Here is a 13,878-nt window from a genome sequence, read left to right as displayed (position 1 = left end):
ATGCCTGACCTTTGCGGGTCAGGCATTTTTATGTCCCGGAAGAAATCAGGACTGACTGGATGGCGTCGGGGTAACCGGCGCTGCAGTCGGAGCCACAGCTGCGGGCGTCGGTGCGGACACCGAGTTGGCCGTGGAAGCAGTGGATGCAGGTGCACTGGCAGGTTTGGCCGCTACAGCTGGCTTGGGCGCCGCTGGTTTTTTAGCCGCAGCTGGCTTCTTCACGACGGCCGGTTTGGCCGCTGGCTTGGCTGCAGGTTTTGCAGTGGCTGCCTTGGCAACGGGTTTGGCGGCTGCGGTTTTAGCTGCTGGCTTGGCGGCGGGTTTAGCAGTTGCCTTGGCTGCTGGTTTAGCTGCAGGTTTAGCTGCTGGCTTGGCAGCCACTTTTGCGGCCACTGGTTTAGCGGCAGGCTTGGCGGCCGGTTTGGCCGCTGCGGTTTTTGCCGCTGGCTTGGCTGCTGGCTTGGCGGCAGCTTTGGCTGGAGCCTTGGCAGCCGGCTTGGCGGCAGCTTTTACCAGAGGCTTGGCAGCGGCTTTCGCGGCGGGCTTGGCAGCAGCGATTTTAGCGGCAGGCTTGGCTGCCGGTTTGGCGGCTGCGGTTTTCACCGGAGTCACTTTGGCGCCGGTGAGCTTTTCGATCTGCTTGGTCAGGGTATCGACCTTGCTATGCAGCGCCTTCAATTCCGCTTTGCTTGGCACCCCAAGCCGCGAAATAGCACTGTGGAGGCGTTTATCGAACGTCTCTTCCAACTTGCCCCAAGTGTCAGAAATGCTCGACTTGGCGGAGCCGGCAGTTGCCTTCGCCGCTTCAACTTTTTTACCCACCGTGCTCTTGGTCAACTTCTCGGCTTTCTCGCCGTCTTTAACCAGCGTCTCGAAGAGTTTGCTGCCGTCACTGTCGATCTTCGAGTAAACGCCTAAACCAGCGAGCCAGATTTTGCGGGAATATTCTTCAACTTTCCCGACCCACGAGCTGCCTTCTTTCTGAGTAGTCTTTTTAACAGCCATCCCGATGTCTCCTTAGTGTTTACGCGCGACACGTTCGAGCAATGCCGTCAGCTCTTCGAGCTTAGCAGAGAGTGTCTCCACGTCATGTTTAGTCGCAATGCCGATTCGATTCAAGGCACTTGCAACACGAGTATCAAAAGCTTTTTCAACTTTATCCAGCTGAACTTCAACCAGGCCTTTGACGCTGGAGACATTACTCTTTACTTGGTCAATCTGACTATTGGCAGCATCAAGTTGTTCAACTACAACTTTTTTGCCTTTACTTTCAACATGTTGGCCAGTTTTAACCAGCTCTTTGAAGTACTCGCCGCCCTCGCTTCCGACCTTGGCGTAGGCCCCAAGACCTGCCAGCCAGATCTTGCGGGCGTAGCTTTTAACGTCACTCAGGGCAGTGGTCTGAGCGTCGATTTTTTTCTTCAGGATAACTTTGGCCATGGTGCACCTCACGCAGAATAGGGTGGAGGAACGGCCCACAGGAGTTGAGGGCTTGGGCACAAAGTAGGTTGAAAAATTAGAATCGGCACCCTAAGAGCAATCGGATCAGGCCAGGGCTTTATCCAGGGCTTTCTCGATTTCGGACTTGATGGTGCTACTCATGGCCGACATCAACAGGCCCAGTTCCACATCAATACGCAGCGAATCATCCGCCACCCACACCGTGCCTTTAACCCCCGAACGCTTGAGGTTCAAGGTGTCGCCAGACCACGACGGCTCCAGGCCATATTGCTCCTGGAGTTTGCTCGCCAACTTTTCGGCCTTGGCGCGTGCGCCTTCTTTACCCAGGGAATGTGCGCGCTCAACGGTAATACGGGCCATTGCAATGACTCCTCTTTATAACGACTGGAACACCCGCCATGCGGCAAAAGGTCTCGGTGGCCCTCTATCTTACCTTCAGCCTTGCCAAGACAAAGCAGGCCTTGGGGATTATCATGTCCCGCATTCTCTTTTGGTGACAGCGATATGACTGATCAGCGCAAAGGCAGCGATGCCGAACCCACCACTCACTTCGGTTTCAAGAACGTCCCGGAAAGCCAGAAAGCGGAAAAAGTCGCTGAGGTGTTCCACTCCGTAGCCGCCAAGTACGACCTGATGAACGATGTGCTCTCGGGTGGCATGCACCGCCTGTGGAAACGCTTCACCATCGAGCTGTCGGGCGTGCGCACCGGCAACCGCGTGCTGGACATCGCCGGCGGCACGGGCGACCTGGCGGCCAAGTTCTCCAAGCTCGTCGGCCCGACCGGCCAGGTGGTGCTGGCAGATATCAATGGCTCGATGCTCAAGGTCGGCCGCGATCGCCTGCTCGACAAAGGCGTGGCCGGCAATATCGAATTCGTCCAGGCCGACGCTGAAAAGCTGCCGTTCCCCGACAACCATTTCGACTGTGTGACCATCGCCTTCGGCCTGCGCAACGTGACCCACAAGGAAGACGCGATCCGCTCGATGCTGCGCGTGCTCAAGCCGGGTGGCCGCCTGCTGGTGCTGGAGTTCTCCAAGCCGACCAACGCGCTGATGTCCAAGGTCTACGACACCTACTCGTTCGCCTTCATGCCGTTGATGGGCAAGCTGATCACCAATGACGCCGAAAGCTATCGCTACCTGGCCGAGTCGATCCGCATGCACCCCGACCAGGAAACCCTGAAGTCGATGATGGTGGAGGCCGGTTTCGACCGCGTGACGTACCACAATATGACGTCGGGCATCGTCGCCCTGCACCGCGGCATCAAGCCCTGATGCTGCTCAAAGGTCTTCTCGCCAGCGTCGAACACGGCCTCAACCGTGTACTGCACCTGGACAGCACCGCCCTGGCACGGCTCGCGCACCTGAACGGCAAGATCATTGCCGTCGACTGCCGCAGCCCTGCCTTGCAGCTGTTTATCCTGCCCAGCGATGAAGGCCTGCTGCTTGCCAGCCACTGGGCTGCCGAGGCCGACTGCACCCTGCGCGCGCCGGCCTCCAGCCTGTTGCATCTGGCGCTGAGCCGTAACAAGACCGCCATCCTGCATGGCCCGGAAGTGGAGCTGGAAGGCGATAGCGCGGTGCTGATGGACCTGGCCGCCGTGCTGCAGGACCTGGAGCTGGACTGGGAATACGAGCTGTCACAATGGATCGGCCCAGTCGCCACCCAACTGATCAGCGGGCACCTGCGCAGCCGCGCACGCTGGTACCAGCAGGGGTTCGCCAGCCTCAACCAGAACCTCGCCGAATACCTGAGCGAAGAATCGCGCACCCTGGTCGGACAACGGGAAGCGCAAGCGCGCTTTCGCGAACTCGACAAGGCCAAAATCGACCTGGAACGCCTTGAGGCACGCTTCGAGCGCCTGAGCCGTTCCCTTGATCCAAGCGATAACGCATGAAGCTGCTCGCCGTCCGCCGTTTGTTTCGTATCCAGCGCGTCGTAATCCGCTACCGCCTCGATGACCTGCTGTTCGCCCTGCCTCTCCCCTGGTTCCTGCTGGCGGTGCGCTATGTGCTGCCGTGGCGCTGGTTCCCGCGCAAGCCGCTGGAACTGAGCCGTGGCGCGCGCCTGCGCCTGGCCCTGCAGGACCTGGGGCCGATCTTTATCAAGTTCGGGCAGATTCTCTCGACCCGCCGCGACCTGCTGCCCGAAGACATCGCCGACGAACTGATGCTGCTGCAAGACCGCGTGCCGCCGTTCGATTCGCAGCAGTCGATGAAGCTGATCGAAGAGCAACTGGGCAAGAAAATCAGCGACGTGTTCAGCCGCTTCGACGTCGAGCCCCTGGCCTCGGCCTCGGTGGCACAAGTGCATGCCGCGCAACTCAAGACCGGCGAAGAAGTGGTGGTGAAGGTGATCCGTCCGGGCCTCAAGCCGATCATCGGCCAGGACCTGGCATGGCTGTTTATCCTCGCCCGCGCCGCTGAACGCTTTTCTGCCGATGCGCGCCTGCTGCACCCGGTGGACGTGGTCGCCGACTACGAAAAAACCATCTACGACGAGCTCGACCTGCTGCGCGAAGCGGCCAACGCCAGCCAGCTCAAGCGCAATTTCGAAGGTTCGCCGCTGCTGTATGTGCCGCAAGTCTACTGGGACTGGTGCCGCCCGAAAGTGCTGGTAATGGAGCGTATCTACGGCGTGCAGGTCACCGACCTCGCCACCCTGGCCGACCAGCGCACCGACATGAAAATGCTGGCCGAGCGTGGCGTGGAAATTTTCTTCACCCAGGTGTTCCGCGACAGCTTCTTCCATGCCGACATGCACCCAGGCAACATCTTCGTCAGCACCGTCAACCCGTGGAGCCCGCAGTACATCGCGATCGACTGCGGCATCGTCGGCAGCCTGACCCCGGAAGACCAGGATTACCTGGCGCGCAACCTGTTCGCCTTCTTCAAGCGCGACTACCGCCGCGTGGCGCAGTTGCACATCGACTCGGGCTGGGTACCGGCAGAAACCAAGCTCAATGAATTCGAAGCGGCAATCCGTACCGTTTGCGAGCCGATCTTCGAAAAACCGTTAAAAGATATTTCCTTCGGCCAGGTGCTGATGCGCCTGTTCCAGACCGCGCGACGCTTCAATATGGAAGTGCAGCCGCAGCTTGTTCTTTTGCAGAAAACCCTGCTGAACATCGAGGGCCTGGGCCGTCAGCTGTACCCGGACCTCGACTTGTGGAACACCGCACAACCGTTCCTCGAACGCTGGATGCGCGAGCGCGTCAGCCCGAAAACCCTGCTGGGCAACCTGCAAAGCCAGGTCGAACAGCTGCCGCACTTGGCCAATATGACCCGCGACCTGCTGGAGCGCATGTCCCAGCCCCACGCCAAGGACCCGTCGCCACCGTGGCAACAGCGCAAGGATGACTGGTTCCTGCGCTTGCTGGGGGCCGCGCACCTGGTGGGCGGGGTGATGCTGGCCATCGGCGGGCCATTGAACGAGTTGGGCCACTGGCCGGCCGGGATCATGGTCGCCGTGGGTGTTTATCTGATCGTGCGTCGATAGCCGATCCGGTTATACACTGTCGCAAATTGCCGGAGCCGAACGATGAAAGACTGGCTGGACGAGATCAAGTGGGACAGTGACGGCCTGGTGCCGGCCATTGCCCAGGACTACAAGACCGGGCGCGTGCTGATGATGGCCTGGATGAACCGCGAGGCCCTGAGCCTCACTGCCGCCGAGCAGCGCGCCATTTACTGGTCACGTTCGCGTGGCAAACTGTGGCGTAAGGGCGAAGAGTCCGGGCACGTGCAGACCCTGCACGAGATACGCCTCGACTGCGACGCCGACGTGGTGATCCTGATGGTCGAGCAGATCGGCGGCATTGCCTGCCACACCGGCCGCCACAGCTGCTTCTATCGCGTGTTCGAGAACGGCGAATGGAAGGTGGTGGAACCGGTACTCAAAGACCCGCACGCCATTTATTCGGCAGGACACTGAACATGAGCGATACCCTGAACCGTGTGGCCCAGGTGCTGGAAGACCGCAAAGGCGCGGACGCCGACAGCTCGTATGTGGCGAGCCTGTATCACAAGGGCCTGAACAAGATCCTGGAAAAACTCGGCGAAGAATCCGTCGAGACGATCATCGCTGCCAAGGATGCCGAGATCAGCGGCGACTGCAGCGATGTGATCTACGAAACCGCCGACCTGTGGTTCCACAGCCTGGTCATGCTCGCCCAACTGGGGCAGCACCCACAGGCAGTGCTGGATGAACTGGACCGTCGCTTCGGCCTGTCCGGGCATGCCGAAAAGGCCTCGCGCCCGTCCGCCTGAATAACTTTCAACGAGGAATTGCAGCATGGGCATTTTTGACTGGAAACACTGGATCGTCATTCTGGTGGTGGTGGTACTGGTGTTCGGCACCAAGAAACTGAAAAACCTCGGCACTGACGTCGGCGAGTCGATCAAGGGCTTTCGCAAGGCCATGAACGACGACGAAAAACCGGCCGAGCCCGTCGTCAACCCGGTGCCGCCGGCCCAGCCTGTCCACCCGCAGGCCGCCCAGCCGATTACCGAGCGTCGTACCTTCGACGTGCAGGCTGAAAAAGTCGAAGAGCCGACCCGCAAAGACTCGTGAGCACTGACTAATGTTTGGTATCAGCTTCTCTGAACTGCTCCTCGTCGGCCTCGTGGCCTTGCTGGTGCTGGGGCCGGAACGCCTGCCCGGTGCCGCACGCACGGCCGGCCTGTGGATCGGGCGCCTGAAACGCAGTTTCAACGCCATCAAACAGGAAGTTGAACGGGAAATCGGCGCCGATGAAATCCGCCGCCAACTGCACAACGAACACATCCTGTCGTTGGAGCAAGAGGCGCGCAAAATTCTGTCGCCGGTGCAGGAGCCGGCCAAACCGGTGGAGCCTGTGGCCGAGCACAGCATCGCGCCCACACCCGCAGCGACCGAAGCCACACCGGTCGCGCCAGGCCCGACCGCTACCCCGACAGAGCCAGCGCCGGCGCCCGTGGCGTCGCCCGCTCCCCATGACCCTACATTGCCGCCGCGAGCCCCATGAGCGCTGATAAACCGGAAAACGACCAGCATATGCCGCTGGTCTCGCACCTCACCGAGCTGCGTACCCGCCTGCTGCGTTGCGTAGCGGCAATCTTCGTGATCTTCGCCGGGCTGTTCGCCTTCACCCAGCAGATCTACACCTTCGTCTCCACGCCCTTGCGCCAGTACCTGCCGGCCGGCGCGACGATGATCGCCACCGATGTGTCGTCGCCGTTCCTGACGCCGTTGAAGCTGACGATGATGGTCTCGCTGTTCCTGGCGATCCCGGTGATCCTGCATCAGATCTGGGGCTTTATCGCACCAGGGCTGTACAAGCATGAGAAGCGCATCGCCGTGCCGTTGCTGGTGTCGAGCATCCTGCTGTTCTATACCGGCATGGCATTCGCCTACTTCCTGGTGTTCCCGCTGATCTTCAAGTTCTTCGCCGCGGCCACCCCCGCTGGCGTGGAGATGATGACCGACATCACCAGCTACCTCGACTTCGTGATGACGTTGTTCTTCGCCTTCGGCGTGGCCTTCGAAATCCCCGTGGCCGTGGTGCTGCTGGTATGGATCGGCGTAGTCGACGTGAAGTACCTGAAGAAGGTCCGCCCGTACGTGATCATCGGCTGCTTCGTGGTCGGCATGATCCTGACGCCGCCGGACATCTTCTCCCAGACCCTGCTGGCGGTGCCGATGTGGATGCTGTTCGAGATTGGCATCCTGTTCAGCGGCCTGATCAGCAAGCGGGGCGAGCACCCGGATGACCAACCCGCCGACGATGACCAGCCGCCAGCGACCCAGCCGTGAACCTGCTGCTGCTGGAGGAGGCCGACTTTATCGCGGCCGACCGGGTGGTGCTGCGTGATCGGCGCCTGGTGCATATGCAGGACGTCCACCGTGTGGCGGTGGGCGACAACCTGCGCGTGGGGCGCATCGGCGGCCTGATGGGCAATGCGCAACTGCTGCGCCTGGACGCCCGTGAGGCCGAGCTGCAAGTCAGCTTCGAGCTGCCGCCCCCGGCCAAACTGCCCCTGACCCTGTTGCTCGCCCTGCCGCGCCCGAAGATGCTGCGTCGGGTGCTGCAAACCGTGGCGGCCATGGGTGTGCCGAAAGTGGTACTGCTCAATAGCTACCGGGTTGAGAAGAGCTTCTGGCAAACCCCGTTCCTGGAGCCTGCGGCGCTTCGCGAGCAACTGATCCTCGGTCTCGAGCAGGCTCGGGACACGGTGCTGCCGGAAATCATCATCGAAAAACGTTTCAAGCCATTCGTCGAAGACCGCCTGCCAGCCATGACGCAAGGCACCCTCGGCCTGATCGGCCACCCCGGCGACTATCCGCCTTGCCCGCGTGCCCTGGACGAGCCGGTCACCCTGGCCATCGGCCCGGAGGGCGGCTGGATTCCCTACGAGGTGGATCTGCTGGCCAAGGCCGGCCTGCAGCCGGTGCAGTTGGGCGCTCGCATCCTGCGCGTGGAAACCGCCGTCACTGCCCTGCTCGCCCGCCTCTTCTAACCACACGACCCTCCCACAGTCGCACCACGGCGCTACAGAATCCCGTTTGCAGGCCGATACCCCCTGAATAAATCTAAGCTTTGCTCCAGGGGAGTTCGCAGCATGTATCGTTGGTTAGCCGAAAAGCTGGGAAATGTCAGCGTCAAAACCAAACTGGGCGTCGGCTTTGGTCTGGTACTGCTGCTGACGCTGGTGATCACCTTCACTGGCTGGACCGGCCTGGGTGATGTGATCAGTCGTGGCGACAAACTGGGGTATATCTCCAGCCTCAATGCCTTGACCAAAGACCTGCGTCTGGCCCGCCTGGACTACGAAATGCGCCGTGGCGAGCAAGGCACCAGCGCTGTCAGCGAGTTGCTGAACCAGCTCGACAGCGGCCTGAAGACCGCCCGCACCCTGATCGAACAACCGGCCGACGTCGCCCTGATCGACGAGCAACTGGCGGCCGTGGAGCAGTACAAGCGGGCCTTCAACGACATGGCACAAGCCGGTGCCAATCGCGAAAACGCGCGCAGCAAGTTGGGCGATACCGCCGACAATGCCGTGCTCAAGATAGGCGAAGTCGAAAAATCCCTGCTGCAAGGCGACAGCGTCACCCAGTTCAACAACGTGGTCAGCCTGAGCAAGCTGATCCAGCAAGCGCGCTTCCAAGTGCGCGGCTACACCTACAGCGCCAAGGTCGAAGCCGAGCAACCGGCCCTTGATGCCATCGACAACGCCCTGAAAAAAATCACCGAGCTGGAAGGCCAACTGCCGGCCAACTACCAGGCCAACCTGCAACAGGCCAGCGTTTCGCTGCAAGCCTATCGCGCGGCCGTCAGCCAGTACCGTGACTCCCAGGTGGCCAGCGCGGCAGCACTCAAGGCCATGGGTGCCCAGGGCGATATCCTGCTCAGCCATAGCGAAAAACTCACGGCCTCCCAGACCGTGGTGCGTGACACCGACGCTGCACAAGCCAAGTACCTGTTGCTGCTGGCCACCGTGCTGGCGTTGATCTTCGGCCTGGTCGCCGCCTGGGCCATTACCCGTCAGATCATCATCCCGCTGAGCCAGACCCTCAAGTTGGCCGAGCGCGTCGCCTCGGGCGACCTGAGCCAAAACCTGACGTCGGAGCGCCAGGACGAACTCGGCCAACTGCAACGCGCCATGCAAAGCATGACCGTCGGCTTGCGCGAATTGATCGGCGGCATCAGCGAAGGCGTCACCCAGATTGCCAGCGCTGCCGAGCAGCTCTCGGCCGTCACCGAGCAAACCAGCGCCGGGGTCAACAGCCAGAAAGTCGAGACGGACCAGGTGGCCACGGCCATGAACGAAATGGCGGCCACTGTGCAGGAAGTCGCCCGCAACGCGGAAGAAGCCTCCGAAGCCGCCGTAGCCGCCGATCAGCAGGCCCGCGAAGGCGACAAGGTAGTCGGTGAAGCCATCGCCCAGATCGAGCGCCTGGCCACGGAGGTCGGTAATTCCACGGTGGCCATGGGCGATCTGAAGCGCGAAAGCGACAAGATCGGCAGCGTGCTCGACGTGATCAAGTCGGTGGCCCAGCAAACCAACCTGCTGGCCCTGAACGCCGCCATTGAAGCGGCGCGCGCCGGCGAGGCCGGGCGTGGTTTTGCGGTGGTGGCCGATGAGGTGCGCAGCCTGGCCCAACGCACCCAGAAGTCCACCGAAGAGATCGAAGAACTGATCGTCGGCCTGCAAAGCGGCACCCAGCAAGTGGCGACCATCATGGACAACAGCCGTGGGCTCACCGACAGCAGTGTCGAGCTGACCCGCCGGGCCGGCAGCGCCCTGGCGAGCATCACTCGCACCGTGTCGACCATCCAGACGATGAACTCACAGATCGCCACGGCGGCCGAGCAACAAAGCGCGGTGGCCGAGGAGATCAACCGCAGCGTACTGAACGTGCGCGATGTGTCCGAGCAGACCTCCGCCGCCAGTGAAGAAACGGCCGCGTCCAGTGCCGAACTCGCGCGCCTGGGTAACTACCTGCAAACCCTGGTCGGACGCTTCCGCATCTGAGCGGTCGTGCGCGGCGCCCCCTCCAGGTCGCCGCCGCACGACTACTTGTGAAATTTCCTACGCAGTTATCAGCCCGCCATCACCTCGAATCGTTTTAGCGTTTCTAACGAAGCGTTTATTCCGATTCGGAGGTTCACCATGTTTCCTCGGCTGATCCGCTTGCTGGCCAATGCCAGCGTCCGCCTCAAGCTCGCCCTGGGGTTCGGCCAAGTGCTGATCCTCAGCCTCATCATCGCCGCAACCGGCTGGCAAGCCTTGAATGCCGCGCTTTTCCGCTCAGCCAACCTGACGGTCCTGGGTCAACTCACTGCGGCCGCCGAAGCGGTGCGCGCCGACCGTATCGTGTATCGAACCCTCACGGACACTGCCAGCCTCGACGCCATGAACACGCGGATCGAGCAAATCGGCCAACACCTGAGTTATCTGGCAAACCATCTGCTCGCCCCGGCCGACTTGCAGCGCATTCAGGAAGCGGAGCGCCTGGTGATCGGCTTCAAGACCGGCCTGGCAGAGCTACCGCCCCTGATCGAACGGCGAGAAGCCACCCACGCCTCCCTGCATCAGTCCAGCCTCCAGGCCAGCGATACCCTCACCCAAGTGGCCAGCGACCTGCCCGACCAGAATGACCAGCAGGCCCTCGACGCCATCGAGAACCTGCGCCAGGCCATGGCACGGGCCGAGGATCGCGCCCAGGCGCCTGCCTGGGCCGCCGATTCACTGGATGCGTACGCCGAAGGGGTGGGCCGGACCCTCGACACCCTGGACGTCACGCATGCGGCCGTGACCAGCCTGCCCGTGGACTCGGCCTTGCTCAAGACAGACGTGGCCGCCTATCGCGCGCAGTTGATCAAACTCAAGGAGGCCCAAGTGGCCACGGAGACGGTCCAGGACCGGCTTGAACACCTGCTCAACCAATTGCTCGAACAAAGCGAACAGGTGATAGAGGCCCAGACCTTCAAACGCGACAAAGAGGCGGACAATACACGCCGCCTGCTGATCAGCGTGACCCTCGGCGCCTTGTTGCTAGGCTCGCTGGCCGCCTGGGGGATCGCTCGACAAATTGTCGCCCCCCTGCGTCAGGTACTGATCACCGCCAATTGCATCGCCGAGGGCGACCTGCGCCACACCGCCGAGGTGAAGCGCCGGGATGAACTGGGCCAGTTGCAGCACAGCATCGGGCAGATGACCCGTAACCTGCGCCACCTGATCAGCGGCATTGGTGACAGCGCCCGACAGATTGCCAGCGCGGCCGGGCAACTGTCCGCCGTGACCGAGCAGTCCCGGACCGGCGTGAACCACCAGAAAGTTGAAACCGACCAGGTCGCCACCGCCATGAACGAAATGCTCGCCACGGCCCAGGAGGTCGCACGGCATGCCGAACAAGCCTCGCTCGCGGCCATCGAGGCAGACCACCAGGCCCACGCAGGCGACAAAGTGGTTGCGCAGGTGATCGAACAAATCGGCCAACTGGCCGATGAAATGGCGCTCTCCAGTCGAGCGATGCTGACGCTGCAGCAGGAAAGCAGCAAGATCGGCAGTGTGCTGGATGTGATCAAGTCGGTGTCCCAACAGACCAACCTGCTGGCGTTGAACGCGGCGATCGAAGCGGCACGTGCGGGCAATGCCGGTGAAGGGTTCGCCGTGGTGGCCGATGAAGTACGCAGCCTGGCCCAGCGCACCCAGGCGTCGGCAGAGGAAATCGAAGGGCTGATCCTTGGCCTGAACAACGGCACCCGGCAGGTGGCAGACATCATGGACAGCAGCCGCAATTTGACCGACTTCAGCGTCGGCCTGAGCCGCGATGCGGGCGACGCGCTGGCGGCCATCGCGCGCACGGTATCGGTGATCCAGGAAATGAACCCACAGATAGCTGCCGCCGCCGAGGAGCAAAGCGCGGTGGCCGAGGAGATCAATCGCAGCGTATTGAAGGTACGGGACGTGACCGAACAAGCCGCCGCCGCCAGTGAGGAAACGGCGGCGGCGAGCGTTCAGTTGACGCGGCTGAGCCTGGATTTGCAGGCGTTGGTCGGCAAGTTCAAGCTCTGAGGTTCACGGCACGCGTGGTGAGTGAGCGTGCTCGCCCACCACACAGCGCCCTTCCCCCAAGAACCATCAGCGCTACAACACCTGGCGCAGGAACGCCTGGGCACGCGGGTCTTTCGGCGCGTCGAAGAACTGCGCCGGTGATGCATCTTCGAGCAACTTGCCGTGGTCGAAGAACAACACACGGTCTGCCACTTCACGGGCAAAGCCCATTTCATGGGTGACGCAAACCATGGTCATGCCTTCCAGGGCCAGGGTCTTCATCACGTCCAGCACTTCGCCGACCATTTCCGGGTCGAGGGCCGAGGTGGGCTCATCGAACAGCATCACCTTGGGTTCCATCGCCAGGGCACGGGCGATCGCCACCCGCTGCTGCTGGCCGCCGGACAGGCGCGACGGAAATTCATTGGCCTTTTGCGCGATGCCGACCTTTTCCAGGAGTGCCAGGGCCTTGGCTTCGCGCTCCTTCTTGCCGCGCTTGCGCACGACTTTTTGCGCCAGGCAGAGGTTTTCCAGCACCGTCATGTGCGGGAACAGGTTGAAGTGCTGGAACACCATGCCGACTTCACGCCGATAGGCATTCACGTCGGTTTTCGGGTCGGCCAGTTGCAGGCCATCGATGCTGACCGAGCCCGAATCGAACTCTTCCAGACCATTGAGGCACCGCAGGAACGTGGACTTGCCCGAGCCTGACGGGCCAATCACCACCAGCACTTCGCCCTTGGCCACCTGAGTGGTCACATGGTCCACCGCGCGCACCACATGGCCTCGGGTGTCGAAGACTTTTACCAGATCGCGGACTTCAATCACTTTGTGCGAGCCTCCGCTCAAGCCGGCTGGCCATTTTCGACAGCGGCAGGTTGATCAGCAGGTACAGGCCTGCGACGCAGAACAAGATTTCAAACGGCGAGAACGAGGTGGTGATCACTTCGCGCCCGCTCTTGAGCAGCTCGGTAATCGCGATCACCGAGACCAGCGAGGTGTCTTTCACCAGGCTGATAAATTGCCCGGCCAACGGCGGCAGCACGCGCTTGAAGGCCTGCGGCAGCACCACATGGCGCATCGACTGGCTGGCGCTCAGGCCCAGGGAGCGAGCCGCCTCGTTCTGGCCACGGGTAATGGACTGCACGCCGGCGCGGACGATTTCCGCCACGTAGGCGCCCGTGAACAGCGACAGCGCGGCGATCCCGGCGAATTCCCGGGACAGGTTGAGCACCGTGCCGATAAAGAAATAGAAAATGAAGATCTGCACCAATAGCGGCGTACCGCGCACCAGTTCGACGTAGATCGTCGACAGATCGCGCAGGGTCGGATTATTGGACAGCCGGCATAATCCGGTGGCAAGGCCAATCGCAAGGCCGAGAATCCCGGACACCACCGACAGCCACAACGTGGTCCACAAGCCCCACATCAAGGGGCCCAACGCCCAATGGCGGTTAACCCCGATGACATCGCCTTCGGCCACATCATCGCCGCGCGCCACTTGCAGGCTGTTGCCGGCCACACTCACGCGTTGTTCGACGCCGGCATCGTTGCGCAGGGTGACTTCGGCCACATCGCCTTTGCGCACCAGTTCAACGACGGTGGAAATGTCTGCGGCGCGCTGGGACTCTTCGGCCTGGTAGGCGAAGTATTGCGGTACACGGTTCCAGCGCCATTCGTAGGACATCAGCGAGGTGGCGTAGTACAAGGCGCCCGCCAGGCCGACCAGCACGACCACGGTCAGCAGGTGCCAGGGCCATTGGGCTTTTTTCTGTTTCATTACTCAACATCCAAAAGAATCGGGGTACGCGCACCTGATGTGGCAAGCGGGCTTGCTCTGTGGCGAGCGGGCTTACTGTGCTGAGCGGGCTTGTT

At 61.8% G+C, this 13,878-nt stretch carries 16 protein-coding genes; 11 read left to right on the top strand and 5 right to left on the bottom strand.

The annotated features are described in order from the left end of the window. Positions 1-45: 45 nt before the first annotated feature. The 3 genes from P2T68_RS03380 to P2T68_RS03370 form a co-directional block, all read right to left on the bottom strand. A complete protein-coding gene (locus P2T68_RS03380; protein ID WP_168232205.1) occupies positions 46-1,005 on the bottom strand; it encodes a phasin family protein in 960 nt (319 codons plus the stop codon). Positions 1,006-1,017: 12 nt separating this feature from the next. Continuing rightward, on the bottom strand, positions 1,018-1,440 hold the full coding sequence (locus P2T68_RS03375; protein ID WP_024072939.1) for a phasin family protein: 423 nt from the start codon (positions 1,438-1,440) through the stop codon (positions 1,018-1,020). A gap of 105 nt (positions 1,441-1,545) precedes the next feature. Beyond that, entirely contained in the window at positions 1,546-1,821 is a 276-nt protein-coding gene (locus P2T68_RS03370; RefSeq protein ID WP_277379059.1) for a polyhydroxyalkanoic acid system family protein, read from the bottom strand. A gap of 144 nt (positions 1,822-1,965) precedes the next feature. On the opposite strand from P2T68_RS03370, the gene ubiE reads away from it, so the two are divergent. The 11 genes from ubiE to P2T68_RS03315 all read left to right on the top strand — a co-directional run bounded on the left by ubiE (position 1,966) and on the right by P2T68_RS03315 (position 12,024). Then, positions 1,966-2,736, top strand: a complete 771-nt coding sequence (ubiE, locus tag P2T68_RS03365; protein WP_003171186.1) for a bifunctional demethylmenaquinone methyltransferase/2-methoxy-6-polyprenyl-1,4-benzoquinol methylase UbiE — start codon at positions 1,966-1,968, stop codon at positions 2,734-2,736. Continuing rightward, positions 2,736-3,359, top strand: coding sequence for an SCP2 sterol-binding domain-containing protein (locus P2T68_RS03360; RefSeq protein ID WP_024072936.1), 624 nt, complete (start codon positions 2,736-2,738; stop codon positions 3,357-3,359). Before ubiE ends, P2T68_RS03360 begins: the two co-directional genes overlap by 1 nt. Next, positions 3,356-4,960: a ubiquinone biosynthesis regulatory protein kinase UbiB gene (ubiB, locus tag P2T68_RS03355; RefSeq protein ID WP_024072935.1), complete on the top strand. Its 1,605-nt coding sequence runs from the start codon at positions 3,356-3,358 to the stop codon at positions 4,958-4,960. The genes P2T68_RS03360 and ubiB overlap by 4 nt, the downstream gene beginning before the upstream one ends. Positions 4,961-5,002: 42 nt before the next feature. After that, positions 5,003-5,395, top strand: a complete 393-nt coding sequence (gene hisI / locus P2T68_RS03350) for a phosphoribosyl-AMP cyclohydrolase (RefSeq protein ID WP_024072934.1) — start codon at positions 5,003-5,005, stop codon at positions 5,393-5,395. Positions 5,396-5,397: 2 nt separating this feature from the next. Next, positions 5,398-5,730 carry a phosphoribosyl-ATP diphosphatase gene (locus P2T68_RS03345; protein ID WP_024072933.1) on the top strand — a complete coding sequence of 111 codons (333 nt, stop codon included), beginning with the start codon at positions 5,398-5,400 and terminating at the stop codon, positions 5,728-5,730. Positions 5,731-5,755: 25 nt separating this feature from the next. Beyond that, on the top strand, positions 5,756-6,034 hold the full coding sequence (locus P2T68_RS03340) for a twin-arginine translocase TatA/TatE family subunit (protein WP_024072932.1): 279 nt from the start codon (positions 5,756-5,758) through the stop codon (positions 6,032-6,034). Between the two features lie 10 nt (positions 6,035-6,044). Beyond that, positions 6,045-6,467: a Sec-independent protein translocase protein TatB gene (tatB, locus tag P2T68_RS03335; RefSeq protein WP_024072931.1), complete on the top strand. Its 423-nt coding sequence runs from the start codon at positions 6,045-6,047 to the stop codon at positions 6,465-6,467. Beyond that, a complete protein-coding gene (gene tatC, locus P2T68_RS03330; protein WP_024072930.1) occupies positions 6,464-7,255 on the top strand; it encodes a twin-arginine translocase subunit TatC in 792 nt (263 codons plus the stop codon). The genes tatB and tatC overlap by 4 nt, the downstream gene beginning before the upstream one ends. Then, positions 7,252-7,959 (top strand): 16S rRNA (uracil(1498)-N(3))-methyltransferase, encoded by a 708-nt coding sequence (locus P2T68_RS03325; RefSeq protein ID WP_024072929.1) that lies wholly within the window; start codon positions 7,252-7,254, stop codon positions 7,957-7,959. Before tatC ends, P2T68_RS03325 begins: the two co-directional genes overlap by 4 nt. A gap of 102 nt (positions 7,960-8,061) precedes the next feature. Beyond that, the gene (locus tag P2T68_RS03320) at positions 8,062-9,978 is read left to right on the top strand and encodes a methyl-accepting chemotaxis protein (protein WP_024072928.1); all 1,917 of its coding nucleotides are present in this window, start codon (positions 8,062-8,064) and stop codon (positions 9,976-9,978) included. A gap of 138 nt (positions 9,979-10,116) precedes the next feature. Further along, positions 10,117-12,024: a methyl-accepting chemotaxis protein gene (locus P2T68_RS03315; RefSeq protein WP_168232204.1), complete on the top strand. Its 1,908-nt coding sequence runs from the start codon at positions 10,117-10,119 to the stop codon at positions 12,022-12,024. 72 nt (positions 12,025-12,096) lie between these two features. Here the strand turns inward: P2T68_RS03315 and P2T68_RS03310 are convergent, their stop codons facing one another. Both P2T68_RS03310 and P2T68_RS03305 read right to left on the bottom strand, forming a co-directional pair. Next, positions 12,097-12,831, bottom strand: a complete 735-nt coding sequence (locus P2T68_RS03310; RefSeq protein WP_024072926.1) for an amino acid ABC transporter ATP-binding protein — start codon at positions 12,829-12,831, stop codon at positions 12,097-12,099. Then, a complete protein-coding gene (locus P2T68_RS03305) occupies positions 12,824-13,783 on the bottom strand; it encodes an amino acid ABC transporter permease (RefSeq protein ID WP_024072925.1) in 960 nt (319 codons plus the stop codon). Before P2T68_RS03305 ends, P2T68_RS03310 begins: the two co-directional genes overlap by 8 nt. Positions 13,784-13,878: the final 95 nt, after the last annotated feature.

This window comes from Pseudomonas sp. G11 (assembly GCF_029457515.1).
Classification (GTDB): domain Bacteria; phylum Pseudomonadota; class Gammaproteobacteria; order Pseudomonadales; family Pseudomonadaceae; genus Aquipseudomonas; species Aquipseudomonas gorinensis.
Note: the sequence above shows the minus strand (reverse complement) of the source record. Positions and strands in the feature narration are given on the sequence as shown.

Excerpts from the sequence above, each read along its gene's own strand:
- P2T68_RS03375 (WP_024072939.1), bottom strand. The coding sequence starts at position 1,440 with ATGGCCAAAGTTATCCTGAAGAAAAAAATCGACGCTCAGACCACTGCC.
- P2T68_RS03380 (WP_168232205.1), bottom strand. The coding sequence starts at position 1,005 with ATGGCTGTTAAAAAGACTACTCAGAAAGAAGGCAGCTCGTGGGTCGGG.
- tatC (WP_024072930.1), top strand. The coding sequence starts at position 6,464 with ATGAGCGCTGATAAACCGGAAAACGACCAGCATATGCCGCTGGTCTCG.
- P2T68_RS03345 (WP_024072933.1), top strand. The coding sequence starts at position 5,398 with ATGAGCGATACCCTGAACCGTGTGGCCCAGGTGCTGGAAGACCGCAAA.
- P2T68_RS03360 (WP_024072936.1), top strand. The coding sequence starts at position 2,736 with ATGCTGCTCAAAGGTCTTCTCGCCAGCGTCGAACACGGCCTCAACCGT.
- tatB (WP_024072931.1), top strand. The coding sequence starts at position 6,045 with ATGTTTGGTATCAGCTTCTCTGAACTGCTCCTCGTCGGCCTCGTGGCC.
- hisI (WP_024072934.1), top strand. The coding sequence starts at position 5,003 with ATGAAAGACTGGCTGGACGAGATCAAGTGGGACAGTGACGGCCTGGTG.
- ubiE (WP_003171186.1), top strand. The coding sequence starts at position 1,966 with ATGACTGATCAGCGCAAAGGCAGCGATGCCGAACCCACCACTCACTTC.
- P2T68_RS03370 (WP_277379059.1), bottom strand. The coding sequence starts at position 1,821 with ATGGCCCGTATTACCGTTGAGCGCGCACATTCCCTGGGTAAAGAAGGC.
- ubiB (WP_024072935.1), top strand. The coding sequence starts at position 3,356 with ATGAAGCTGCTCGCCGTCCGCCGTTTGTTTCGTATCCAGCGCGTCGTA.
- P2T68_RS03340 (WP_024072932.1), top strand. The coding sequence starts at position 5,756 with ATGGGCATTTTTGACTGGAAACACTGGATCGTCATTCTGGTGGTGGTG.
- P2T68_RS03305 (WP_024072925.1), bottom strand. The coding sequence starts at position 13,783 with ATGAAACAGAAAAAAGCCCAATGGCCCTGGCACCTGCTGACCGTGGTC.
- P2T68_RS03320 (WP_024072928.1), top strand. The coding sequence starts at position 8,062 with ATGTATCGTTGGTTAGCCGAAAAGCTGGGAAATGTCAGCGTCAAAACC.
- P2T68_RS03315 (WP_168232204.1), top strand. The coding sequence starts at position 10,117 with ATGTTTCCTCGGCTGATCCGCTTGCTGGCCAATGCCAGCGTCCGCCTC.